We start from the raw sequence: 26,014 nt of genomic DNA on the forward strand, positions 1-26,014 counted from the left end.
ATTTTCTCTTAAGAATATTTTTTATAATTGGCAATGGACTGATTTTAAAAAATTATTTAGTAAAAAAAATTATCTTCATTGTTACTAAGTGTCTTGAATCGAAATTTCCACCATTATCTATCATGTCTTAAATCATCACTTCAACATCATAGTAACGCTGAGATATCGCCTTCATTTTTAATACCTGTTAGTTCAATCGGTTGTAACAGAAATTTGCTCCATGCCGAAGTTGCTCTGGCTAAATTGTTTAAATTACCTATGTCTTTTATTTTTTTCGGTATCTCTTGACTGTTTTCTATCCGTAATGATTGGGGTTTCCAATCTTTGATGTTTAATATTGCAACTTTTGCTATGCCAACTGATGATCACGTTATGCTTGAATTATGCTTGATCGTGTACTGGGAAAAACAATTGAAAAACACTTCTAATTTTAGGAGAGCGAATAAATTGAGTCCATTGATAGATCATCAATAAATAACTTTCTTGCGCGAGAAAGCGTAGTTTAGAATAAGTGGCTGTATAGCGTGAAGTGGGCGTAGGAGAAACTTGAGCATCTAAGCCCAAATCATGCGCCATTAACTTTGCTCTAGCTAGATGATAAGGATCACTGACGATAATGACTGTTTTAATATCATTATTACCGGCTTCAATCTGCGCATTAACCAAATTTTGCCAGGTATCGCGAGATTGATTTTCATAAATAATATCTTCCTTGTCTATGCCATGATTAATCGCATAGCGACGGGCAACCGCAGCTTCACTCATAAAGCCGGTTTTAGGACTACCACCCGTAAACAGAATTTTCTTCACCAAGCCTGAACGATAAAGATTCAAAGCGTGATTGATGCGTTCACGAAAAACTGGCGATGGACGTTTATCCCAGGCTGCCGCGCCCAAGACTATTGCGGCATCAGCCTGCGTTAATGGTGATGGGCGACTAAATTGGTAGACTGTAGCAAAACTTATTGCGTAATTGACCAACACAAACAGACAACATGCCAGCAAACTAGCACGTAAAAATAGCCAAAAGCCTAGCTTTTTTTTAATTAACATTATTTTCGAGTAAGGCCTCAATATTGGTCAAGGGTCGACCAATAGCAGCGCGATCACCTAAGACAACAATTGGGCGTTCAATTAAAATGGGGTGTGCAGCCATGGCTGCGATCAAAGCGTCTTCATCAGCTTGATCCAGTTGCAATTGAGAATAAAGCGTATCTTTTGAGCGCATCATTTGTCGCACTGAGTTGATGGCTAACTTTTCCTTTAAATTGCGAATCTGATCAACATCTAACGGTTCTGTCAAATAGGGTACAACCTTTGTATCCACATTGCGCACCTGCAATAATAATAAAGCAGCTCGCGATTTAGAACAGTTAGGATTGTGATAAAGAATGACAGTAGAAGTCATGATTGTCCCTGAATATTTAGAATAGTATAGATTAAGTTAAAGTGTGAAGGAAATACTAAGATTCGACAAATAGCATTAATGCAGATTAATATTTTAAAGCAATATTAACCTAAATGTTAAGTTAGGTGTGAATCAATCATTATTGAAGCTGGATACTGCATCATTTATCAGACACATGCTTTTAAGATGAGTTTGAATTTTATTCTTATTCATCTGAAAATGATGCTAGCAAAGCGTAATATTATGCTAATGCATTATATAAAAAAGACCTAGCTGCTTCAATCATGACCATATTTAAAAAATCATTTCATGCTTCAACTTCAACCATAGACATAAGTCTAATCGAAAAAACATAGTTTTCAGTTTGCTAGCGCGGATCAATACAACATGTTCAAGCTACCCGTGCTCATTAAAATGGCGTTGTTTCATTTGGAACTAAATCAAGAATAGGCTTTTGAAATTATAGCTAAAGACTCCTGCAACCAAAACAGCCATCAATAGCCTTTGCCTTGATCCAACATGAGCTAAGTATAAAAGTAAAAATTTAGTCAATTGGTGCAATTGAATAGTGGTGAAAAGTTGTAGGGCAACATAGAAATTTGACAAAAAAAGGAAATAAATTAAATACGATTAATAGAATAAGAAAATGTAACACAATTCTTCAGTGAAGTTAATTCGTCCGGGTTAACAAAAAAAATGAAGGTTTTCCAACTAATCTGATTAATAAAAGCAAAAGCTTGAATTCTTGTTGAGCACACTTCATTGAACGGCTGATTAGCAAACATCTGCGCTTTTGTTGCTATGGCGGAAAATAAACCCTTTAAAATAACCTTAATCTTTCGATCATAAGCAATAACACCGATTAGCAGGTACAAGACATCATCGGTGTTATTGATTTATCATCATTTATTAACCATATCGACGCTGGAAGTCTTGCATGAAATCGGTTAACGCTTCCACGCCCTGCAATGGCATCGCATTATAAATACTTGCACGCATACCCCCCATGGTTTTATAACCATTCAACATACATAAACCTTGAGCATTTGCTTGCAGAACAAATTGTTGATCTAGTTGCGCTGATGGAGTATAGAAAATGACATTCATTTGCGAACGAGCATGGGCTTTGACTGGGTTAGTATAGAAACCGCCACTTTGATCGATGGCACTATAAAGCTTATCGGCTTTTAAGCGGTTAATACCCTCTATAGCGGCGACACCCCCTTGCGCTAATAACCAGCGAAAGACTAAGCCAGAAATATAAATCGGGTAGGTTGCCGGTGTATTGTACATACCTTGACGCGTAATGTGACTTTGGTAATTCCAGATATCCGGTACACGCTCGGAGCAACGCTCTAGTAAATCTTCACGGATAATGACGATAGTTGCACCAGAGGGACCGATATTTTTTTGGGCACCGGCGTAGATCACACCATAATCGGCCACATTTATCTGGCGAGAAAGAATTTCACTGGACATATCACATACGATAGGGGGCAAACCATCCGGTTTAGGAATATCGCGGTATTGCAAACCATGGACGGTTTCATTAATGCAATAATGCACGAAGGCTGAATCAGCAGATACATCCCATTCTGATACCGGAGGAACATCCGTGTAATTGTATAAATCGCCACCATGTGCTGCCAGATGAACTTCTACATCAGATAATTTACCCATCTGACTGTGCGCAATCCGGCTCCAGTTACCAGTCACTACCGAATCAATTCGTTTAAAACCGTTGGCCAGATTCATGACCACCATATTAAACTGTGCGCTGGCACCGCCTTGCATAAATAAAATTTTATAATTGCTCGGAATATTCAGCAATTGGCGCAAATCCTGTTCCGCCTGATAAAGAATTTGCATAAAAGCATCTGAACGATGGCTCATGGTCATAATCGAACAACCAGAACCATTGTAATCGAACATTTCTGATTGGGCAGTAGCCAACACAGAGTGCGGTAAAATTGCTGGGCCGGCAGAAAAGTTATAATGCTGAACAGTAGAGGGAATCATAAAAGTTATACCTGTAACAGAAATGACCTGATTAGGTCAATTTTGCATTAACGAACACAGCCACCACCAAAGGCAGTGGTTTACTTTCTCAGTGGGCAAATTCTAGGAGCTTGATCCTCGAAAGGCAAACATTAAACTAATCTGCATATAAACATGGTTAAAACCAGTTTAATTTACCTGTAAATATCCCTTTAATAGAAAAAATCACCATCAAATGGTCTTTTTTTAGATAAATATTTTTATAATCACTTTTATTTTTTCAAAATATAGTGAAAACCCATACTATCAGCTTATTGTTCACTGCTTTTTTCTAGCACGGTAATGTTTTCGGCACCTAAAGCTTGAAGTTGGTCTAAAGCAAATGTCCAAACTTCAGGCAGCAACTTACAGTATTCACCGTTGGCTTTTAATCCAAATTCCAACCGGTATCGATGTAACTGTTCAGCATTTTCTACGTCATCACGAATAGTTGGCAAACTATAGGTCTTAACTTGCGGCCATTGATGCTCTATCTTTTCCATTAATGGACCCACCACAGATTCAGGTAATCCATCAACTAATGCGGCTTTATAACCGCGTTGTTGCTGATTAAAATAGTGTGAATAGTATTGATTTAAAACCCAAGTTGCCATCGGATGAGCCATTTGAGGAAAGCCAGGCAAAAAATAATGTTGCTGAATTGAAAAAGCAGCAATGTTATTAAATGGATTAGGAATAATACTGGCGTTCGCAGGAAAATCAGCCATTTTTGCTCGTTGCAGATGGTCATGGCTGGTGAGTGCATCGCCGCGTTGGCGTGAAATCTCTTCAATAAACTTTAGCGCCTCAGGATGGCGTACTAATGGGAGATTTAGAGCATCGGCACAAGCCTGACGGGTATGATCATCGGGAGTAGCACCAATCCCTCCAGTTACAAATACGGGTAGTCCTTCTTTAAATGACTGTTGCAGTCGTTGGGTAATGGCTTCTCGCTCATCGGGTAGATATTGTACCCAGGCAATCTCCAAACCATGTTGTTGTAGCAGTTGTTTAAAAAATGGAAAATGACTGTCCTGCCTTGAACCGTTAAGTATCTCATCACCGATGATCATTAATCCGAATTGCATCGTATATCCTTGTTATAAGCTAATTATTATTAAAAGTTACAAACCGCATAATATACCTCTTTGCCCGAAAAAACATTAAGTTCAATCCTCAGAGTCCTATCCAATAAAATTCATTATGGAAGGGGTTGAATTAATGACATTCTTTCTTGACAAGTCATGGCGTGATGAGCCTGCTTTTCAGAAAACAAGATTAAATTGTTGATTTATCCATGATGTTAAATTTTTGCACAAAAAGGGTAAAGCAAATAGATAGTCATCATGCTTAAAATACATGCAAGAATCTCTCAACAGGTCATGATTTTGGGGCATAGTTATAACCCGATTCCGATAGTGTTTGATTTGAGCAACAGCAATAGATACCGATTTATTAAAATAGAGATAAAAGATTTCCAGTTAGTCACTCTATAGAAATAATGTAAAATAGCATTTAACAATAGATAAATAGGGCAATTCTGTTAAATAAAGGTAATAAAAAAATGAGTAAAATTTATATACTCTTACTACCTGTTTTGTTATTAATTTCTTGCAATGGAAATACTAACCCTAAGTTTGCTAAACCCAACAATATCGACACCAATTGTTGGATTACCTTTGAAGGCAAAAAATTTTATATAGGGGAAGACTTAGCCAGCATTGAGAAAAAAATTGAGATAAAGAAATTTTTAGAAATTTACCCCAACGAAGGTAAATATATATCTCCTTCTAAAGATGTTCTTTTCCCTGAAGTAACATGGATTCGCTCTTTAAATTGGACATTTGATAAGAACTTAAAATTACAAGAAATCCATTATTCTATGACAGCATCTATTAGTGAAGGATACATTGATGATGATAAATATTATACTCGTTTTTATCAATATGTAGATTCCATACAGAATCAAAACAAATGTAATTCGCCTAAAATTAATTACAGTGGCGATTATTATAAAACAATTGAATTAGAATGGAAAAAAAGGAGTAAAATTGATGAGCAATCCAATTACAAACAACAATATTTTATAATGTAATCAAGGAACTGAACAAACTCCACACGGGTAACAAGTCAAATTTCTACACTTTAGTTGGTAAATTGCAAACCACCGAAGACGATATACAAGCCAACAGCAACATAGTACCTTTTGGTAAGTGTAAATTAAAAACCAGAACGGAAGCGTACCTGCCTTGTATTCCAGCTTTAATATAATGGCAAAAAACATCACCAAAGCTTATTGCAATTGGAATAGTGTGTTTTAATAAAAATACTGCAATCAATGTGAGATATTTCTGAGCTTTTTTGGTTAAAATGCAATTAAAAATAAGCTTAATATTTGAGCGCTAATCATGTTTTTTACATTGCCTATGAATGATATTTTTACTATGATAGCCAGATGATCATGTTGCATGAATAGCTATATCCACGTCGAATTAATCTATTTGAAAATACTGATTCGCCGAAGAAATGTATTTATTTTCTGCATAAAATTAATCAGATATGCAGTTTTAATGCAATATATTTCGCAGTACAGCAGGAAAAAAAGTAAAATAAAAAATGCGATATTGCTTCATAAGCAAAATTAATTTAATGTATTATTTTTGTTTTGGTTGTTGAGGAATTATATATGAAAATCAAAGAAATAATGTTATCCGCTCTGATGGCAACCGGTGTTGCTGCCTGCGCAATCAATGCCCCCAGTGATGTTCCGACTGAAGCAATCCAGCCTCAGCAATTAACTGATTACCAATGGACCGTGACTAAAGCAACTAATCGTCAAGGTCAGCCACTAGCTCAATTCGGCAACAATACGAATGTGAAATTGCAATTTAATGGACAGCGTTCTAATCTTACTGGAGGTTGTAATATTATTGGCTCAAATTACCAATTGGAGGGTAAAACTATTCAATTTAGTACCCCGGTCAGTACGATGATGGCTTGTGCGCCAGAAATCATGGCACAAGATACTGCTGTCGCTCACTTTATGAATGGTCAAAAGTTGCATATTGGGCTAATTAAAAATAACGAGAATCAACCTAATTTATTGATCGAAAATAAAGAGGGTGATCGTTTGTTATTAAAAGGAGCATTGTCAGCGTCTGCTCAATATGGTCAGCCCACGACGGTATTTTGGGAAGTTAAATCCACTTGTCAGCCTTCTGAAAAAAATAAAGATCTGTGTGGCTTAATCGTGAGAACTGTTGATTATAACGATGAAGGTATAAAAGTTAAAACTGGAGAATGGCAGAAATTCACTGGTGAAATCCAAGGCTATAACTCTAATCCCTCTGAATTTCAAGTCATTCGGTTAAATGTTTATAAGGCTCCTTCCGCAAATGGCGAATTAAAAAACGTTTATATTTTTGATCAAATTATTGAACGTTCTGTAGCTGCAATTAAATAAAGATTGCCAACAATGACCGCCTTTTTAATCGTATTTTAGTAAGAGCACGGATTAAAACCGTGCTTTTTCTTTTGAGTTTTTGCAAGATATGGCTTAAAGCATGTTTCATGTGCACACAGATTAACTGGCTTGAGCTTACTCAGTAATCTTTAATATAATCAATTTGTTCAATTAGATAAAAAATAGTCGCAATTGCATACGCCTTACAATTAACCAAAGTGTTGACTGCATGAGGATTAAAACAGTGATTGTTTCGCTTTTTTTTAAGCAATATTAAGTATGATCAAACTATTCATACATTTAAAGACGACATCATAATAACAATATATATATTAGTCTGTTTATTTAATTTGGCGCAGACTGAGAAAGATCAGCAAAATGAAGAAAAAGATATCCTTTATTCAAATTTTAATGGACAACTTTCCTTCAAAAAATTTCCCTTAGAATATATTGTAACCCTTAAATTTATTATTCCTCCAAAATATCAGATTATTATAAATAAAAACGAATATAGGTCATAATCCAGCTAAATGGAAATTATCCACATTCCACTGTTTTTGTGCATTAACCAAAAGACTATAGACGATATAGAATAAATTTATTCAATTTACATCTGTATTTAAATAACTAGTAAATAAAGTAACCCTAAAGATTTTGTTTTATCCAGCAACTACCATATAATCTGTCATCAAATAAGGTGAACATCTAGAGTTGCCATAGGAAATGATCACTTAAACCAAAAATGAATGCTTACTTTTACACAATACCGATTATTTAATTTATTAATAGGGGACTAAGCATGAAAATATACACTGCACCTGGAGCACGATCTTTGGCTGTTATCTGGGCTTTGGAAGAAATAGGCCTTCCTTATGAAGCAATACGGGTTGAAATACACACAGATAATGCGGTCGTCAAATCACCTCATCCTTTTGGTAAAGTACCATTTTTAACGGAAGGGAGTTTTTCATTAAGTGAAACGTTGGCCATATGCCTTTATATTTGTGAAAAAAAACAAAATACATTATACCCTGCGAATTTACAAGAAAAAGCCATCATCAATTCTTTAATCAGTTTTTCAATTACTGACTTAGAAATGCCACTTTCTTGCCTTGCTAAACAGATATTGTTTACTCCTGAAGATCAGCAATGGCCAGAATTTATCAATTACTTTAAAAACCAAACCATTGAAGTTTTATCTAGGATAGAGCTAAAAGAAACAAATACATGGCTCATTGGTGATACCTTTACGTTAGCAGATATCTTTTTATCTCATCGATTAATGTTTGCAAAAGCATTTGGCATTACGTTGGACAAAAAGCTTGAAAACTATCTTCAAAAAGCGATGAGTAGACCGGCGTTTTTGAAAGCTCATAAAATAAATGATCATTAATTCTCATTTATTTTACATTTTTGATTAACCGCTTCAAGGCGTTTTTTGACCGTCCCTCTTAACTGAATTGGATTTGTTAAGCCCTAAGCAAGTGAGTAGTGAACCTCTACTTTATCGTTACCAATTGACTAAATTGGGGCAAAATTATTAATATGTTATTAAGCGGTGCTGTCAAGTGAACTCATTCTTTGTATTATTTTACAGATGAAAACAAGTAAAATCTATTAACGGCATCGTTATCGATAAACTTAAAAGCCATATTAAACCAACCAAAACGTTATTTTTAACTGCACACCATCAAGCGAAAAAGCAGCGTTTTGACACGCTGCTTAATGACTGTAAAAAACCTTTTTTGAAAGGTCTACCGCGAATAGTTAGTTTATTGTGTATAGCTGAAACGAGTATTAGCAGAAGGATTATTGATGATCAATGTATGATACTTTTCTTGCAGCAAATTGCCGCTTTGACTACTACGTTGTATCTCCCCGTCTTTCTTGACGGTATGTTGATAGGTATAGTTCTTATCAGGTGAGATGGTGAAATACATGGCCTCAGAATATTGGTGACATTCTGGCTGTTTACAATATTTGAATAATTTCACTTGATTGTCATCATTAAAAAAAGCAGAAGACATACTGTCAATTTCTTTTTCTATTTGCTGCTGTTGCAGGTACATACTGGCTAAGACTTTGCGTGCCTCAATAAATTCATCAGTTAAGTCTGAATGTTGAAATTCCGTTGCCAATGTGCCGGAACACAGTAAGATCAACACTGTTGTAACCAGAAATCTAGAGAATAAGAACATTGATCATCGCCTTTAGCAAAAATGATACATTGATCAGCTACACAGTAGTGCAGTTAATTGCAAGCTGTATAAGATTTACCAACAGTTGAAATAAAGTGCATTAAAAATGGATTGATGGAAAAGGTAGGTATTTTAGAATGGTGTGCAGTCTTTACCATCAGTGCACAAGAACATTCCCTCTAAACTGTTATAAATTGCACTTTGTTTTTCCTTTTTATTTTTTTTGGTTGGTTTGGCTGTAATCTTATAGTCATTATCTGAAGCAGCTAGCGTTAAAGTAAAGTAGTCGTTGCTTTTAGTTTGGATTAAATCTGTCGATTTAAAACCTGAAAATGAATTGTTTTTATTATAAAAATCTTCCAATTTGCGTACGTTTTCGATAAGATCTGCTCGAGCATTTTCCATTCGGGTTTTCCGAACATATTGTTGATAGGTCGGATAAGCAATGGCTGCCAGTACGCCTAGAATAATGACTACAGTCAAAAGTTCGACTAAAGTGAATCCTTGTTGACGATTTGGATTAAACATAAATTTTCTCTTTTATTTTATCTGTATTACTGTAAATTGACTTAAATAACATCAATATAGCTGGGTTAATAATATCACATTTTATCAGCTGTGATTAAGCTTTCTTATGACATTATAGCTGTTTTTAAACATTTCATAAAAGTCCAATCAAATAAATCCATTGGTATCTTTTGCGCAATAATATTCAAAAAAATAGGGAATTTTAAAAAATCTTCGATTTATTAGTTGGTTAGATTTTGTATCCCAAGAGTTTTAAGAGTTTATATGCTTTGCGGGTATCCAACTTTTAGTTTATCGAATGTTTCCTGGCAATTTATTTTATACAATTTCCTTGTATCTAATGTTTACATTTTGCTAAGCATCAGCAAAATGTAATAGAGAATGGATGAGATCAATTGTTTGCTAGAAAGCAATTTTGCTTTTTTATGGCGATTGGTTTTAATCTTCAAAGCAGTGGTGGCGATATTTGAGAGAATCGCACAAGTTCAATGTGATTGTTATGACAACGCTAAACATAAGTGTGTTAATTAGCTAAAACTCACTGATTTTAGTCTGCGTGGTACAGCAGGCTAGATGACTAATTTAGTGCCAAATTATACAATAATAATATTTAATCAAAATATCTGTTGTACATAATTTACATGTTGGTCGTTTAGCACCAATTGGAGCAACTATTACTGTATCAATTAGTTGATTGACTCAAAGCAGAATCAAATAAAAATTGAATCATTTTTCTCTGAAGTTAAGTTTTAATTAGTCAAGCTTAAACTCTGTTTTAATGAAAATTTCGTAGTTAAGCGGCTATTTTCAATTAAAAAAGAAGTATTTTATCTTAGATAAAATACTTCTTTTGCACGATGAGTTAAGCTTATTTTGCTGCTGAAGCGGCTTGACCTGTTTGAATACCCCATGACTCAGGATATTTATACCCGGCAAAACGTTTAAAGGCGTATTGTTTAAATTCCTCGGAGTTATAGGCAGCAGTGATGTCTTTAACCCATTTGGCATTTTTATCGGCAGTACGAATTGCTGCCCAATTTACATAGGTATAACCTGGTTCCAGAAATAATGCTGAGGAAAATTTGAGTCCTGAACTGGTGGCATAATTACCATTGATCACTGCAAAATCGACATCATTGCGTGAACGTGGCAGTTGGGCTGCTTCTAATGGTGTTAGTTTTAAGTTTTTGGGGTTAGCAGCAATATCAGCCAAAGAGGCTTTAAGAGGATTGATATTGTCTTTTAATTTGATCCAGCCAAGTTTATCCAGCATGACCAAGCCACGAGCAAGATTAGATGGATCATTAGGAACAGAAATACTGGAACCTTCGGTCAATTTATCTAAATTATCCAGTTTGCCCGCATAGATACCCAAAGGTCCGGTGGGAACCTGAAAAATAGGCATCAAAGGTAGATTACGTGCTTGCACGAAATCATCTAGATAGGGTTTATGTTGGAAGATGTTAATATCGATAGAATGATCGGCTAAAGCCATGTTAGGGCGGACATAATCGGTAAACTCTAACAATTTTACTTGATAACCTTGTTTTTCTAATGCCGGTTTAATCTGATCGCGAACCATATCAGCAAAATCGCCAACTGTGGTGCCAATAATGATTTCTTTTTTTTCGATCGCTTCAGAAGATGCAGTCGAGGTTGTTTTGTCGCCACCACAGGCTGCCAGAGTAAGGGTCAATAAGCCAATTAAAAATATTTTCAGGTGCTGCTTCACCATGTTCTCCATTCAAAATAAATATCACTGTGTGGCAAAAGGGTACACACAAAATAAAAATGATAACAATAGCATGAATCGGTTTTAACAACCAATGCTAATTCTAAGCATAATCTGATTAGATATAGGCATAGACACAAATAAATTGAGCCAGACTGCCTAGTAGGACAAATATATGCCAAATGCCATGTCCGTGCCGGATTTGTTCGTCTTTGATAAACCAGTAAATGCCAATGCTATAAGCTAAGCCGCCACTAACCAACCAGAACAGTCCAGCGGCAGACATGCGTTGGATGAGGGGGTAAATCGCAATGATGATTAACCAGCCCATGATGACGTACAAAATCATGGACAATAGCCGCCTTTCGCTATGCCGTCCTATAGTGAGTTCTTGCACAATGCCGAATATGGCTAATCCCCACGACACGCCAAATAATGACCAGCCCCAACCACCATTGAGTGTAGTTAGGGTAAAAGGAGTATAGCTTCCTGCTATCAGTAGATATATGGCACAGTGATCAAATTTTTGCAATATGTGCTTAGCTTGATGGGATCTAATTGAATGGTATAGGGTAGATACGCCATAAAGGAAGATTAAAGAGGCACCATAAATTGCAGAGCTGACAATACGATACGCGTCTCCATCATGCGCAGATTTAATAAGTAAAAATACAGTGCCAGTAATGGCCATTATGAGCCCGATGAGATGTGATACGGCATTAAATCGTTCACCATAATACATAGTTAAATTCTTTTTGTGATTATTAGAATAGCTATTCTAAAATTGCTTATCTTAATTTGCTAGAAATGAATTGAGTTTTACGCAGAATGTCAATGTGAAAGAAAGAGAGAATCAGTCTGATCGATGTCATGGTAAACGCAGACAAAAAATTAGCGTGTTGCTGAGAATTGGTCAAGCTAGTCTTACATTTAATCATACAATGGGATTGCTTGATAATGAGGATAATCAATAGTTTGTAGACTGATTAAATTTAATGACAAATTAATTTTATCATGTATATTTGTTGCTACGCTGGTTTCAATTCGCTTGGAATCGCTAAACATTTTAGGGCCTTTTTATGAAAATAGCCATAAGCACATGCTGCTTGGCTGTTCAACGAGCAATAAGCACAGTAAAATAGATTTTTTGCAGACATTCAGAAATTTTCGGCATGCTAACCTTTCAAGAAATTATATTTACCTTACAAAATTATTGGGCTAAAAATGGTTGTGTGGTTTTGCAGCCGTTGGATATGGAAGTCGGGGCGGGAACGAGTCATCCGGCAACCTGTTTACGGGCGTTGGGACCTGAGCCATGGTTTGCTGCTTATGTACAGCCTTCACGTCGCCCTAAGGACGGGCGCTACGGCGAGAACCCGAATCGTCTGCAGCATTATTATCAGTTTCAGGTTGCGTTGAAACCGGCACCAGACAATATTCAGCAATTATATTTGGATTCTTTGCAACAATTGGGTATCAATCCTCGTCAGCATGATATCCGGTTTGTGGAAGATGACTGGGAAAATCCCACGCTTGGCGCATGGGGTTTGGGTTGGGAAGTGTGGCTAAACGGCATGGAAGTGACTCAATTTACTTATTTTCAACAGGTGGGTGGTTTGGATTGTTCACCTGTGCTAGGTGAGATCACTTATGGGATCGAGCGTCTGGCTATGTATTTACAAGGTGTTGAGAATGTCTATGATCTGGTTTGGGCGAAGACATTGGATGGTAATACGATCACATATGGTGATGTCTATCATCAGAATGAAGTAGAGCAGTCGGCTTATAATTTTGAATACAGTAATGCTGAGTGGTTATTGGCACAGTTTAATCATTATGAGGCAGAAGCGAAGCGTTTGTTGGCAGTTGATGATGCTAGTCTTGCTTTACCAGCTTATGAATTGGTCTTAAAAGCCGGTCATACTTTTAATTTGCTCGATGCGCGCGGGGCCATTTCTGTTACTGAACGAGCAACCTATATCGGTCGGGTGCGAGCTTTAAGTCGTGCCGTGGCACAAAAATACGTGGATAGCCGTGAACGTCTGGGTTTTCCTTTGTTAAAAAATCAGACAGCTTTCCAGGCTGCATAATAGATAACGAAAGTAATAAGTAAGATGAATGCTCCTTTGTTAATTGAACTACGTACGGAAGAGTTACCGCCAAAAGCACTGAATCAGTTAGGTGAAAGTCTGGCCGCTGGCGTGGTAGAAGGGTTAGAAAAGGCTCAGTTAATTGGTTCTGTGGTCGACTATGAGGTGTTTGCAGCCCCGCGAAGATTAGCCGTATTGGTACATGATGTGAAATCCATGCAAGATGATCAACATGTAATCAAAAAAGGACCGAGTGTTGCTGCTGGCTGGCAAGATGGCGAACCAACAAAGGCATTACAGGGTTTTGCTCGCAGTAATCAGGTCACTATTGAGCAGTTGAGTCAAATTAACGATGGCAAACAAATGGTGTTTGCGTATGAATTTACTCAAGAAGGTCAGCCCCTGAGTGTTCTTTTAAGTGAAATTCTTAATCAAGCTATCAAAAAATTGCCCATTCCAAAGGTAATGCACTGGGGCAGCAGTACTTTTACTTTTGTACGACCAGTTCATGGATTAGTGATGATGCATGGTTCTGAAACGGTAGCCGGAAGTGTTCTGGGGCTAACCAGTCAAAATTGGACCTTAGGCCATCGCTTCCTCAGTGAAGAAAAGATTGTTTTTCAACAGGCAGCAGATTATGCGCAACAATTGTTGAACGAAGGCAAAGTTGTGGCCAGCTTTGCAGAGCGTAAAGCGCGGATTGAGGAGGGTTTGCAAACAGCAGCCAGTGAATTGGATGCCGAGGTTGCTTTTGCTGATGGTTTGTTAGATGAAGTCACGGCATTGGTGGAATGGCCGGTAGTACTTCAAGCTGGATTTGATGAGCGTTTTTTACAGGTTCCTCAGGAATGTCTGATTTTGACAATGCAACAAAATCAGAAATATTTTCCTTTGTTAAATACGAACGGCAAGCTGATTAATCGTTTTTTGCTGGTTTCAAATTTACAGGCAGACAATCCCATTCATATTATTGAAGGTAATGAACGGGTGTTGCGAGCACGTTTATCAGATGCTGAATTCTTTTTCAAACAAGATCAAAAATCCACACTTGCCAGTCGTTTACCAAAACTTGCCGATGTGGTCTATCACAATAAGCTTGGCAATCTGGCGGAAAGAGTGGAACGTATTACAGCTTTATCCGCAACCATTGCCCCAATGCTTGGAGCCGATGTGGCCCTTGCTAAGCGAGCCGCTCTTTTGGCTAAAGCCGATTTGCTGACGGATATGGTTGGTGAGTTTCCTGAATTACAGGGAACAATGGGTAAGTATTATGCTTTGCATGATGGTGAAAACGCAGAAGTAGCTACAGCGATTGAACAACATTATTGGCCGCGATTTGCTGGAGATGAGTTACCAGATAATATTATCGGTACAGTTGTTGCCTTGGCTGATAAGCTGGAAACTTTGATTGGTATCTGGGGAATTGGTCTGATACCAACGGGAGATAAGGATCCTTACGCGTTACGTCGCAGTGCTTTAGGTATTTTGCGTATGCTGATGCAGCATAATCTACGTTTAACACCATTATTGCAGGCTGCGGCGAATACTTTCCCAACAGGACAACTGGCTGATGATACGGTTGCTGGGGTAGAAGAGTTTATGCGCGCGCGATTGGCCGTGTTATTGCAAAATACCTATGCTCAGGATGTTGTAGCAGCGGTTATGGGCGGAAAGGTGGAGAATCTAGGCGAGTTAACGGCGCGACTGGAGGCGGTCAGTGTATTTAAATCTTTGCCTGAAGCAAATACTTTGGCTGCTGCCAATAAACGGGTACACAATTTGTTGAAGAAAGCCCATCTTTCATCTCTACCTGCGATTAACCCGGAATTATTGCATGAACCTGCCGAGCAAGCTCTTTATCAGGCGACAGAGGCATTAGCACCAGAAATTCAGGCAGCGCTAGCTAAACAGGATTTTCAACACGCTTTGACTGTATTGACAGGTATTAAAGCCAAAGTGGATGCATTTTTTACTGATGTTATGGTGATGGCTGAAGATGAGGCGATTAAATATAATCGTTTAGCTTTATTGCTTTTGTTGTCTCGTCAAATGAATGCGGTAGCTGACATTGCTTTATTAAATGAATAAGTTTTAGTTGCGCTATTTCTATTTGAAAGACGATAAAAAATGGCATTAGGATTGCAGACAAAACCTATATTTTCAAAATAGGAGATGGCGAATTTTTGTGTTGTTTTTTCTACAATAATAGATAATTGGCCTTTTCAAAATGGGGAAGTGAGTTTCCCCATTTTATATATGTTCTATACGATAAAAAGCTAAATGTTGAAACCATTGATAATGCCAAAATAGAAGTTGAAATTATCCCTTTTTTTTAAAAATTTGTTATCTGATAAGATCACATAGGATAAAAATGATTTATTCCAAAATCTTTATGGAATGGGAATATAGCTATTAGAATGACGCATTTATCTAATGTTTTTAGGTGATGGAAAAGATATTTATGAAATTTTAATAAATATTTAAGTACGGAAAAAAATAATAAACTTTTTAAAATAAGAAGTTTATAGAAGTCTATAATTATATTTGATTTTTTTATTATAAAATTTGGTCACCTTATTGCTAAGAAAATGAGCGATGTAAATGCAATGGTACAAGTTCAATATGTGGACATAATTTTATGTTATAAAATTTCGTACTATCTGTTATTCTTTGCTTTATTGCTATAACCTAGTCAAACCTTTTTATTAAGAATGTAAGGAATTTATCCTAATATGATTTTGGATAGTGTAGTGTTTCATACGGAAGAGGATTATCCCTCTTCGTTAGGCTTGGAACATGCAGCAACACATATGGGTTATTACTGGTCGTGGATTGTGCGCCGTGATTTACATAATCCACAATGGAATGAGCTGGAAGCGGCCGATGTAAATGCGTTAAAAGCTCAGCAGATCAGTGGTGCCCATTTTTTGTTGCAACATATGTCAGGCTGTCTTGAAGATCGAGACTTTAATGAAGAGGGGCTTCGTTTTTCTTTGTTTTATTATGACGATGAGGAAGAGGGATATGGTCGCTTTATGGAAGACTATATTCAGGCATTAAATACGCCAGAATTACCCAGCTTTTACCATGTTGAAATCAGTGCATCGAAGCAGGTTTTACTAGATGCTGTGTTTGATCACGCTTTGCTAGAGTGGCGTCAAAGCTTGCGCTCTGATATTTGAGGAATAAAGCAATGGCATTAAATGGAAAAAATAAATTGATTATTCTTGATCGTGATGGGGTAATCAACGTCATGAATCAGGAACCGGTGACGGATCCAGATCAATGGAAACCCTTGCCAGGGAGTATGGATGCTATTGCTTTTTTGACTCAAAGTGGTTATACGGTGGTGGTGGCAGAAAATATGTCTGGAATTGGTCTGAATCGCGTAACCATGCAGCAGCTCAATGAGGTGCATAGTAAGATGCATCAACATGTGCAAAAAGCTGGAGGTCGGTTGACTGGAATCTGGTTTTGCCCGCATACGATGAATGCTAAATGTGATTGTCGCAAACCGAAGGCGGGGTTGTTAATTGATATTCTGGAAAGATTGCATATGAAAGCTGAAAACACGTGGCTGGTTGGTGACGGTTTGCGCGATATGCTAGCAATTGAAGCTATTGGCGGTCATCCAGTTCTGGTGTTAACAGGCAAAGGTAAGGAAACATTGAAAATGCAGGAATTACCAGAAGATACGCAGGTATACGACGATCTTCTGGATTTTGCTCAATTCTTTCGCATGCAAGATGAAAAGGCGGCTAAGGAAAGTTAACATGCTGTTGTTAAGAAATTTGATTTATTGGTTTTGTTTGTGCATTTTTTGTTTGATATGGATTTGGGTGGTTATTATTTCTATGGCCTTTCCAAATGGGGTAACATGGTCTACAACGGTATGGGGTAAAACGCTTTTTCTGATGCTAGATAAAATTATCGGCTTGAAATATGAGGCTTTTGGCCAGGAAAATATTCCAGATGAAGCGGTGATTGTCTGCTGTAAACATCAATCAGGCTGGGAAACCTTGGCGATGCTGACTTTTTTTCCTAACCTAACTTTCGTCGCTAAACGTGAATTATTTTGGATTCCTATTTTTGGCTGGGCTTTAAAATGGCGGGGCACGATTGGCATTGATCGGAGCAAACCTCGATTAGCCAATCAACAGATTATTAGTCAAGGCAAGATTTGTCATGCTAAAGGAGTATCTATTTGTATATTTCCCGAGGGCACACGAATTAAGCCTGGCTATCGTGGTCTGTATAAGAAAGGTGCAGCACGTTTGGCGCAAAATCTGCATATGAATTTATTACCAATAGCTTTGAATAGCGGTGAATTTTGGCCAAAGGATTCCTTTTTAAAATATCCAGGCAAAGTTACAATGGTGATCGGTAAAGTTATCGCTTACGATGCCGCCCCGACGCCGGAAGAACTGATTAAACTGTGTGAAAACTGGATTGAAAATGAACAAATAAAAATTCAGGGTGTGGGACCGTTTGCACCACAGAATCGACAAAATCCAACACCTCTTTACCATTCAGACTGATCTTGATCACTGGGTTTGCTATGATCGCCAATGCATAGCTGGCATTTTTCAACTAAAATTAATAGGCTAAAACAATTCAGATTATAAGCAATATCCAAAGGGTTTTTGATCGATGGATTAATCTGATGGCGGGCTGAAAAAAACAGTTTGGGCACCTGATTAAAATAAATATGATATAAGGGTAAATGTATGGCAATAATCAATTTCATAGAAATTGATCTTGATTTGTTTAATTTTCCAGCCTAATTAGATGGTAATAGGGGGTGAATAGGTATTCATCCCCAGTGTCAAAAATTCAGAAGGGCAGTGAAATAATCTTATCTTTAGGGCTCTATTTGCACCAATTGTATATGCATATTGAGTAAAATATTACCGAATTCTATATTCAATTTTCAAAATGATGTACTTTAATTTGACATAGGTGATGCTTGATTAAAGCCGCAATATTCGTTTTAAATTTCAGCTTAGTAGTTAATAGCATATTGTAATTAAATGGCTTTAATAAAATATACAACCAGTCATGGGTGGCAGTTTGAGCTTAAGCTTAGACGCACTGCGCAAAAGAATATTATTTTGCGGGTAGACCATCTAGGTCAGGTAAGAATCAGTGCACCACCATCTGTGACTTTAGCTAAATTACAGCATTGGTTGATGGTTAATGAAGCGAAGTTTTCGCATTTTTGGCAGCAGGCTTGGCAGGCACAACAAGCAAGAGTAGACATGCCACAAAAAATTTGGTTCCGTGGACAAAGCTATACTTATGCTATTAGCCAAGGGGATGAAATTGTCTGGCATCCACTTAAGGGATTTTCCTTGCCCAATTTCTCTGCTGCCCAACAACGGGAATTAATGGTTAATTGGTTAAGGATGCAGGCTCAATCGGTATTAATTGAACGGTTGCATCATTGGTCTAGAATAATGCAACTTGAGCCTAAAGCTGTTGCCTTGAGTCAGGCGAAAACGTTTTGGGGCGTATGTCGTAGTCGCACGGGTATTCGCTTGAATTGGCGCTTGATTGGTGCACCAGATCATGTCATTGATTATATCTGTATTCATGAGTTAAGCCATATTCAACATCCTAATCACGGTGCGGCATTCTGGTCTTTGGTGGCAAGGTATACAACGGAAATTAAGCCGGCAAAAATGTGGTTAAGCCAATATGGTCAACAGTTGTTTCAGTTTGGTTGATTAGGTGATTAAACCCATTAGATGCTTATGCTAAGCAATCTCTGCCAGATGATGTAGTTTAGCATTTTTGACAATGATTAAAAGTATAAGGCACGCATCTAAGCTAGAGCATAGGTTTTAAGGGACATTAATATTGTGATACATGTCTAATTCTGAGCAGAATGACTTCTGCTCAGATTGAGTCTAACCATGCTTGAGCATATTGTTGCTATTACTCAACGCTTAGTTGTTTCATGATATTTTTGATAACCTGCACACGTTGCATAACATCTTCAATAGCAATAGTCACGCGTAATTTATCCGCACCAACAAGACGATAATTTTTATCGCTTTGCATCATTGAGACGATGGTGGCCGGATTAATTTGATGATGCTTTCCAAATGTGAAGATGATGGCTTCGTTGCTGGCATCAATGGCATCAATACCCAGTGCTGTAGCCTGAATGCGTAAGTGATGGCTGGCAATTAAGGTTGAGACAGCCGGTTCTGGTAGACCAAAGCGATCAATCAGCTCTTCATGAATTTCATCGATTTGAGCTTCGGTTTCGCAGCTGGCTAAACGTTTATATAACACTAAGCGAGCATGAATATCGGCACAATAGCTTTCAGGTAATAAAGCAGGGCTGTGCAATTTAATTTCGCTGGTAATGCCTAGTGGCGCATCAAGATCGGGCTCTCGTCCTTTTTTCAGATTCCGCACTGCCTGTTTAAGCATTTCAGTATAGAGGGTGAAACCAACCTGTATCATTTCTCCCGATTGTCCTTCACCTAGTATTTCACCCGCTCCGCGAATTTCCAGATCTTGCATCGCCAATGTAAAGCCGGCACCGAGGTCATCGGCAATTTCGATTGCTTCCAGTCGTTTTTGGGCATCTTTAGTGGTCGATTCAGGAATGAGTAAATACGCATAAGCCTGATGATGAGAACGTCCAACGCGACCACGTAATTGATGCAACTGCGCTAAACCAAATTTATCGGCTCGTTCAATAATGATGGTGTTGGCATTTGGAATGTCAATACCTGTTTCGATAATGGTTGAACAAAGTAGAATGTTGTATCGCTGTTGCAAAAAATCACGCATCACTTGTTCCAGCTCACGTTCGCGTAATTGTCCGTGGGCAATCCCTATACGAGCCTCTGGCAATAGTTCTGTTAGCTTTTCATAAGTATTGGCAATAGTGGCTACTTCGTTGTGCAGGAAAAAAACTTGTCCGCCACGCTTCAATTCGCGCATCACCGCTTCACGAATTAAACCATCGCTTACTGGTCGAACAAAAGTTTTGACTGCCAGCCGGCGGCTGGGCGCAGTGGTTATTAATGAAAAATCGCGCAGACCTTCCAAGGCCATACTTAAGGTACGAGGTATGGGGGTGGCGGTTAGGGTTAAAACGTCGACATTAGCGCGCAATCGTTTTAATTGCTCTTTCTGACGGACACCGAAACGATGTTCTTCGTCGATAATAACCAAACCCAGGTTTTTAAAATGCACATCCGGTTGCACGAGTTTATGAGTGCCAATGACGATATCGATGGTGCCATCGGCCAGTCCTGCCAGAACGTTTTGGGTCTGTTTACTGCTATTGAAACGAGAAAGTTGCGCTACTTTGACTGGGAAATCGGCAAACCGATCAGTAAAATTCTGAGCATGTTGCTCTACCAGTAAGGTTGTAGGTGCCAAAACCACAACTTGTTTGCCCGCCATTGCGGCTACAAATGCTGCGCGTAACGCGACTTCGGTTTTACCAAAGCCGACGTCACCACATATCAGCCTATCCATGGGTTTTTCAGCGCATAAATCTTTCAGAGTAGCTGCAATGGCTGCTGCTTGATCTTCTGTTTCTTCGTAGCCAAAGCCCTGAGCAAAGGCTTGGTAGTCCATTTCGTTTAGGGAGAATTGATATCCTTGTTGTGCTTCTCGTTGCGCGTACAAATTTAATAGTTCTGCTGCAGTGTCACGTGCTTTTTCTGCTGCTTTATGTCGCGCTTTATCCCACGCTCCGTGCCCCAGTCTATGTAGACTAACATTATCGTGGGCATTGCCGGCATAACGCGAAATAAGTTGTAGCTGAGATACCGGAACATAAAGCTGGGAACCTTCGGCATATTCTAAAAGCATCATTTCACACATGCCTTCGCCTAAGTCGAGGGTGACCAACCCTTGATAACGCCCTATACCATGCTGTTCATGGACGACGGGATCACCAATTTTAATTTCTGCCAGATCACGCAGCATGCCATCTGAAACGGCCTTGTGCTTACGACGGGTACGTCGGCCGCGTACAACATACTGATAAAGATCTGCCTCAGTAATGATGATTAATTGCGATTGCGGAAGCTGAAAGCCATCAGCTAATGGTGCAGTAGTCAAACACAATGTAGAAGAGCTATGGAGGAAGTCGGCCCAATTTTGCACAATTGTTGGGTGTAAGCCGTATTCACGCATAAAGTTCAGCATGGTCTCTCGACGACCTAAACTTTCTGCACAGATCAAAGTTCGCCCGTCTTGTTGCTGTAGAAAAGTTTTTAATGCGTGTAAAGGATCATCTGCTTGTCGGTCTACCGCGATAGCGGGTAGTGCATATTCAGTGTCTGGAGAGATTTGCGGTATCAATCTGGCAAATGGTTTAATCAATGCACCAAACTCATCTTCACTTAAAAAGAGATATTGCGGCGGTAATGGGGGATAAGCAGGATCACCTTGCGCCAATATGTAACGTTGTTTTACATCTTGCCACAGGCGTGCCGCTTCGGCATGGATCTCGCCAATACACACCAATATTGCTTGCTGACTAATATAGTCAAAAATGCTGACACAATCTTCTTCAAAAAATAAGGGTAAATAGTACTCCACCCCCGCACCAAACTGACCTTCAGATACCGCTTGATAAACGGTAGCTTGTCGTGGATCACTATTGATTTCTTCACGGAAGCGACTACGGAAAATTTTCTGCGCATCGCTGTCTGTTGGGAATTCATGTGCCGGCAGTAGACGGATTTCTTGCACGCTGGTTAAGGTGCGCTGACTGTCTACATCGAATGTTTTGATGCTGTCTATTTCATTGTCAAACAGATCAAGGCGGAAAGGGGTTTCACTTCCCATCGGGTATAGGTCAAGTATTCCTCCTCGCATGGCAAATTCACCCGTTGCCACAACATGGGTAACATGATTATAACCCGCTTCAATCAAACTATGTTTTAAGGCATCGACATCGAGTTCTTGCCCAGTTTTAAGCCAGAAAGTCCGACCTAAAATAAAGGATGGTGGGGCGATTTTCTGCATAGCAGTTGCCAAGGGCAACAATAAGACATCCACCATGCCATTTTTTAGCTGCCATAAAGTACTCAGCCGTTCTGATACCAATTCCTGATGAGGAGAAAAATGTTCATAGGGAAGTGTTTCCCAATCGGGGAAAAACACCACTCTTGCCGCGGGATCAAAAAACTGCCATGCCGATTGAATGCGAATAGCTTGTTCAGTATCAGCAGTCAGGATGATTTTAATTTGATTGGTGGGTAAATGCTGGCGCAGTAATAGGGTCAGGCTGCCAGCACTTAAGTTGGGCCAACAAACGGTCTGTTTGATTTGTGGTAATGGAAAAGCAGTTTCAGAAGGCATAATGTACAGTAAATTAATCTCAATTTAAGGTTTACTTATGGGCAAGCTGGTATAAGACAAGTCTGCACAAGAATGATAAGCATAGGATATTATTCAAAAGAACAATAATTAAGAGCTATGTATTCGATTTTGGTCATTTAAAATAAAGCGATAAGGTACATTACTGCTATGGTAATGAGCATGGCAAAAGCACAGCCAATTTTGGCGACAACGCCAATCACCAAACCGATTACAGTACCCAGACTAACCTTTCCGGCTGCCACAAGATTGCGACGCGCAATAAATTCACCAACGGCTGCGCCAACAATGGGTCCCAATAACATGCCAGGCAAGGCGAAAAACATGCCAATGATCGAACCGATAAATGAACCCCATATGGCGCGTTTGCTGGCACCGCTGTGTTTGGCTCCCAACATGCCGGCCAGATAATCTAATACACAGCCAAACAAGGTTAGTATGCCTAATGAGATTAATGTCGGTGCGCCCATAATTTGATAATTACTGCTGAGAGCCAATAGCCAAGCGCCTCCAAACATAAGTGGAAGACCTGGTAAAGCTGGAATAATCGTACCTAAAAGTCCGATACAGAGTAATACAATAGCCAGTGCAACTAATAATGCATTCATAAAGCTTAAATCCTTCAAAATATTAGAATCAGAAGAATGGGGTTTTTAGGGTGCAACACAAGAAGAAAATGGGTAAGAAATACCAAATTATTGTAATAGATGATTGGAGGAATTATGATGCAAGCTGATCGTTAAAAATGCTCGTAGCCAAGATCAAAGCTTGTTAATCGATGATAAAAGGATAAATTATTAACAATATTACAAACAAACAGGTAGCTTAAATTAAGCTACCTGTTAGCTTAAAACTAAATTTAATCAAGTTTTTTGAAATGTTTGCGCCGTTCCTGCTCAGTCAGATAGCGTTTGCGTAAACGAATCGTTTGCGGGGTAATTTCTACCAGTTCATCATCATCAATGAATTCGACTGCTGCCTCCAGCGACATTAATACTGGCGGAGTGAGGCGCACAGCCTCATCGGTTCCGGAAGCACGGACATTGGTAAGTTTTTTACCTTTTAATGGATTAACCACAAGATCATTATCACGACTATGAATACCGATAATCATCCCTTCGTAAATTTTTTCACCTGGATTAATGAACATACGACCACGATCTTCCAAATTCCATAAAGCGTAAGCTACAGCATCGCCTTGTTCCTGCGATACCAACACACCATTACGACGTCCTGGGATTTCAGCTTTAACTGGAGCATAGTTGTCGAATACATGGCTCATCAAACCTTGACCACGAGTCATGGTCATAAATTCACCCTGAAATCCAATCAATCCGCGAGCAGGAATGCGATATTCAAGACGAGTGCGACCCTTACCATCACTTTCCATATTGGTAAGCTCTCCACGGCGACGACCCAACTCTTCCATAACTGCGCCCTGAGTTGTGTCTTCCACATCGACAGTCAGATTTTCATACGGTTCGCATTTTACGCCGTCGATTTCGCGGAATACCACTCTTGGTTTACCTACTGCAAGCTCGTAGCCTTCACGGCGCATATTTTCAATTAAAATTGTTAGATGTAACTCACCACGACCAGATACGCGGAAAACATCAGCGTCAGCAGTATCTTCAACGCGCAAGGCTACGTTAGTCAATAATTCTTTCTGCAGACGTTCACGAATTTGACGGCTGGTAACAAATTTACCTTCAGTACCGGCTAATGGACTGGTATTGACCATGAAGTCCATGGTTAAGGTAGGCTCATCCACGCTAAGCATCGGCAAACCTTTTGGCTCATCACGATCGGCAATGGTAACACCGATACCGATGTCTTCAAGGCCGGAGATAGTCACAATGTCGCCAGCTTCTGCTTCTTCCAATGGAATACGTTCCAAACCTTTAAAGCCCAATAATTGATTAATACGTCCCTGACCGATCTGCTCATCTTCATTCATGATGGCCACTACCTGACCAGGCTTGATGCGACCATTTAAAATGCGTCCAATACCCAGTCGACCAGTATAATTGTCATAATCAAGCTGAGAAATCTGTAATTGTAGTGGCAGATCAGCATCACCAGCTGGTTCTGGCGTATATTTCAAGATGGTTTCGAAAAGCGGGCGCATATCACTGGAATCGTCATTTTCATCCAGTTTGGCAAAACCAGACAATCCAGAAGCGTAAACAATTGGGAAGTCTAGTTGTTCGTCAGTGGCACCCAGTTTGTCAAATAGCTCAAAAGTCTGATCAATAACCCAGCTAGGACGTGCGCTAGGTTTATCAATTTTGTTGATCACGACAATCGGTTTTAAGCCCAAGGCAAGTGCTTTTTTTGTCACAAAACGGGTTTGTGGCATCGGACCTTCCTGTGCATCAACCAGCAGTAATACACAATCAACCATGCCTAATACCCGTTCAACTTCTCCACCAAAATCGGCGTGTCCGGGCGTATCGACAATGTTAATGTGATATCCTTCATATTCAATGGCGGTATTTTTCGCCAGAATGGTAATGCCACGTTCTTTTTCCAGATCATTGCTGTCCATCACGCGCTCATCAACCTGCTGATTAGCTCGGAAGGTACCGGACTGGCGCAGCAATTGATCCACCAAAGTGGTTTTGCCATGGTCGACGTGTGCAATAATAGCGATATTACGAATGTTTTTACTCATGGGAAAATATACCCTAAACTGTTTGGTATTTAGTTGAAAAGTTAACCTTGAATTATAACATTTTAATACTGCTCTGTGGAATTTTTAGCAAAATCAGGCTATATAGTGTGAATAGAATTGGTGCAAAAGTGGCCAATACAAAGATGTCAGATAATAAATTGAATCAGTTTTGATGATCCCATTATCTTGTCATGAGTGCGAAAAAAGACATCAAGGCTGTGTGCTTGGCAACAGCTAGGTTATGAAAAGGGGCAGACGGGTGGAGCAATTAGAATTTTTTGATATTCCAAATCCCTGTCGTGGAGTGTGTGAAAGTGACCTTCGGGGATATTGTAAGGGGTGTCTTAGAAGTCGAAATGAACGCTTACTATGGCTACGCATGAATGCAGCGCAAAAGCGTTATGTTCTCTCTTTATGTCGGTTGCGTCTACGTAAAATGAGACAGCAGCAAATTCAACAAGCTGAACCCATGGTATCTATGCCGTGGACACAGGATCATTTTGATTTTTAGTGATTAAATTAAG

21 protein-coding genes are annotated in these 26,014 nt (G+C 38.9%); 10 read left to right on the plus strand and 11 right to left on the minus strand.

Annotated features, from left to right (window positions below; all coding sequences use genetic code 11):
* Nucleotides 1–381: 381 nt before the first annotated feature.
* The 4 genes from J3U68_RS05060 to J3U68_RS05075 form a co-directional block, all read right to left on the minus strand.
* Nucleotides 382–1,053: a YdcF family protein gene (locus J3U68_RS05060; protein ID WP_267375254.1), complete on the minus strand. Its 672-nt coding sequence runs from the start codon at nucleotides 1,051–1,053 to the stop codon at nucleotides 382–384.
* Nucleotides 1,043–1,408 (minus strand): arsenate reductase (glutaredoxin), encoded by a 366-nt coding sequence (gene arsC, locus J3U68_RS05065; RefSeq protein ID WP_267375255.1) that lies wholly within the window; start codon nucleotides 1,406–1,408, stop codon nucleotides 1,043–1,045. Before arsC ends, J3U68_RS05060 begins: the two co-directional genes overlap by 11 nt.
* 909 nt (nucleotides 1,409–2,317) lie before the next feature.
* Complete coding sequence (gene serC / locus J3U68_RS05070) at nucleotides 2,318–3,427, minus strand: 3-phosphoserine/phosphohydroxythreonine transaminase (RefSeq protein ID WP_267375256.1); 1,110 nt, start codon at nucleotides 3,425–3,427, stop codon at nucleotides 2,318–2,320.
* Between the two features lie 290 nt (nucleotides 3,428–3,717).
* Nucleotides 3,718–4,533: a competence/damage-inducible protein A gene (locus tag J3U68_RS05075; RefSeq protein ID WP_267375257.1), complete on the minus strand. Its 816-nt coding sequence runs from the start codon at nucleotides 4,531–4,533 to the stop codon at nucleotides 3,718–3,720.
* Nucleotides 4,534–5,009: 476 nt separating this feature from the next.
* Between J3U68_RS05075 and J3U68_RS05080 the strand changes: the two genes are divergently transcribed.
* The 3 genes from J3U68_RS05080 (at nucleotide 5,010) to J3U68_RS05090 (ending at nucleotide 8,301) form a co-directional block, all read left to right on the plus strand.
* The gene (locus tag J3U68_RS05080; protein WP_267375259.1) at nucleotides 5,010–5,540 is read left to right on the plus strand and encodes a hypothetical protein; all 531 of its coding nucleotides are present in this window, start codon (nucleotides 5,010–5,012) and stop codon (nucleotides 5,538–5,540) included.
* 591 nt (nucleotides 5,541–6,131) lie between these two features.
* Complete coding sequence (locus J3U68_RS05085; protein WP_267375261.1) at nucleotides 6,132–6,908, plus strand: META domain-containing protein; 777 nt, start codon at nucleotides 6,132–6,134, stop codon at nucleotides 6,906–6,908.
* Between the two features lie 799 nt (nucleotides 6,909–7,707).
* Nucleotides 7,708–8,301, plus strand: coding sequence for a glutathione S-transferase family protein (locus tag J3U68_RS05090; RefSeq protein WP_267375263.1), 594 nt, complete (start codon nucleotides 7,708–7,710; stop codon nucleotides 8,299–8,301).
* 379 nt (nucleotides 8,302–8,680) lie between these two features.
* Here the strand turns inward: J3U68_RS05090 and J3U68_RS05095 are convergent, their stop codons facing one another.
* The 4 genes from J3U68_RS05095 to trhA form a co-directional block, all read right to left on the minus strand.
* On the minus strand, nucleotides 8,681–9,106 hold the full coding sequence (locus tag J3U68_RS05095) for a hypothetical protein (protein ID WP_267375265.1): 426 nt from the start codon (nucleotides 9,104–9,106) through the stop codon (nucleotides 8,681–8,683).
* A 132-nt stretch (nucleotides 9,107–9,238) separates the two neighbouring features.
* Complete coding sequence (locus J3U68_RS05100) at nucleotides 9,239–9,634, minus strand: type IV pilin protein (protein ID WP_323811427.1); 396 nt, start codon at nucleotides 9,632–9,634, stop codon at nucleotides 9,239–9,241.
* Nucleotides 9,635–10,502: 868 nt separating this feature from the next.
* Nucleotides 10,503–11,369: a MetQ/NlpA family ABC transporter substrate-binding protein gene (locus J3U68_RS05110; RefSeq protein ID WP_267375267.1), complete on the minus strand. Its 867-nt coding sequence runs from the start codon at nucleotides 11,367–11,369 to the stop codon at nucleotides 10,503–10,505.
* 115 nt (nucleotides 11,370–11,484) lie between these two features.
* A complete protein-coding gene (gene trhA, locus J3U68_RS05115) occupies nucleotides 11,485–12,108 on the minus strand; it encodes a PAQR family membrane homeostasis protein TrhA (RefSeq protein WP_267375269.1) in 624 nt (207 codons plus the stop codon).
* Nucleotides 12,109–12,538: 430 nt separating this feature from the next.
* Between trhA and glyQ the strand changes: the two genes are divergently transcribed.
* From glyQ to J3U68_RS05145, 6 genes are all read left to right on the plus strand, one after another.
* The gene (gene glyQ / locus J3U68_RS05120; RefSeq protein ID WP_267375270.1) at nucleotides 12,539–13,456 is read left to right on the plus strand and encodes a glycine--tRNA ligase subunit alpha; all 918 of its coding nucleotides are present in this window, start codon (nucleotides 12,539–12,541) and stop codon (nucleotides 13,454–13,456) included.
* A 24-nt stretch (nucleotides 13,457–13,480) separates the two neighbouring features.
* The gene (gene glyS / locus J3U68_RS05125) at nucleotides 13,481–15,544 is read left to right on the plus strand and encodes a glycine--tRNA ligase subunit beta (RefSeq protein WP_267375271.1); all 2,064 of its coding nucleotides are present in this window, start codon (nucleotides 13,481–13,483) and stop codon (nucleotides 15,542–15,544) included.
* A gap of 644 nt (nucleotides 15,545–16,188) precedes the next feature.
* Complete coding sequence (locus J3U68_RS05130) at nucleotides 16,189–16,638, plus strand: cell surface protein (protein WP_267375273.1); 450 nt, start codon at nucleotides 16,189–16,191, stop codon at nucleotides 16,636–16,638.
* Nucleotides 16,639–16,649: 11 nt separating this feature from the next.
* Nucleotides 16,650–17,228: a D-glycero-beta-D-manno-heptose 1,7-bisphosphate 7-phosphatase gene (gmhB, locus tag J3U68_RS05135; RefSeq protein ID WP_267375274.1), complete on the plus strand. Its 579-nt coding sequence runs from the start codon at nucleotides 16,650–16,652 to the stop codon at nucleotides 17,226–17,228.
* 1 nt (nucleotide 17,229) lies between these two features.
* The gene (locus J3U68_RS05140) at nucleotides 17,230–17,994 is read left to right on the plus strand and encodes a lysophospholipid acyltransferase family protein (RefSeq protein ID WP_267375276.1); all 765 of its coding nucleotides are present in this window, start codon (nucleotides 17,230–17,232) and stop codon (nucleotides 17,992–17,994) included.
* A 492-nt stretch (nucleotides 17,995–18,486) separates the two neighbouring features.
* Nucleotides 18,487–19,182 carry a M48 family metallopeptidase gene (locus J3U68_RS05145; RefSeq protein ID WP_267375277.1) on the plus strand — a complete coding sequence of 232 codons (696 nt, stop codon included), beginning with the start codon at nucleotides 18,487–18,489 and terminating at the stop codon, nucleotides 19,180–19,182.
* A 211-nt stretch (nucleotides 19,183–19,393) separates the two neighbouring features.
* On the opposite strand, the gene mfd is transcribed toward J3U68_RS05145, so the two are convergent.
* The 3 genes from mfd to typA form a co-directional block, all read right to left on the minus strand.
* Nucleotides 19,394–22,798 (minus strand): transcription-repair coupling factor, encoded by a 3,405-nt coding sequence (gene mfd / locus J3U68_RS05150; RefSeq protein ID WP_267375279.1) that lies wholly within the window; start codon nucleotides 22,796–22,798, stop codon nucleotides 19,394–19,396.
* A 137-nt stretch (nucleotides 22,799–22,935) separates the two neighbouring features.
* The gene (locus J3U68_RS05155) at nucleotides 22,936–23,424 is read right to left on the minus strand and encodes a DUF456 domain-containing protein (protein ID WP_267375281.1); all 489 of its coding nucleotides are present in this window, start codon (nucleotides 23,422–23,424) and stop codon (nucleotides 22,936–22,938) included.
* Between the two features lie 251 nt (nucleotides 23,425–23,675).
* On the minus strand, nucleotides 23,676–25,490 hold the full coding sequence (gene typA / locus J3U68_RS05160) for a translational GTPase TypA (protein ID WP_267375283.1): 1,815 nt from the start codon (nucleotides 25,488–25,490) through the stop codon (nucleotides 23,676–23,678).
* Between the two features lie 259 nt (nucleotides 25,491–25,749).
* On the opposite strand from typA, the gene J3U68_RS05165 reads away from it, so the two are divergent.
* A complete protein-coding gene (locus J3U68_RS05165; RefSeq protein WP_267375284.1) occupies nucleotides 25,750–26,001 on the plus strand; it encodes a DUF1289 domain-containing protein in 252 nt (83 codons plus the stop codon).
* The last annotated feature ends 13 nt before the right edge of the window (nucleotides 26,002–26,014 follow it).

The sequence above is a fragment of the Snodgrassella sp. B3882 genome (assembly GCF_026535915.1).
In the GTDB taxonomy this organism is placed as follows: domain Bacteria; phylum Pseudomonadota; class Gammaproteobacteria; order Burkholderiales; family Neisseriaceae; genus Snodgrassella.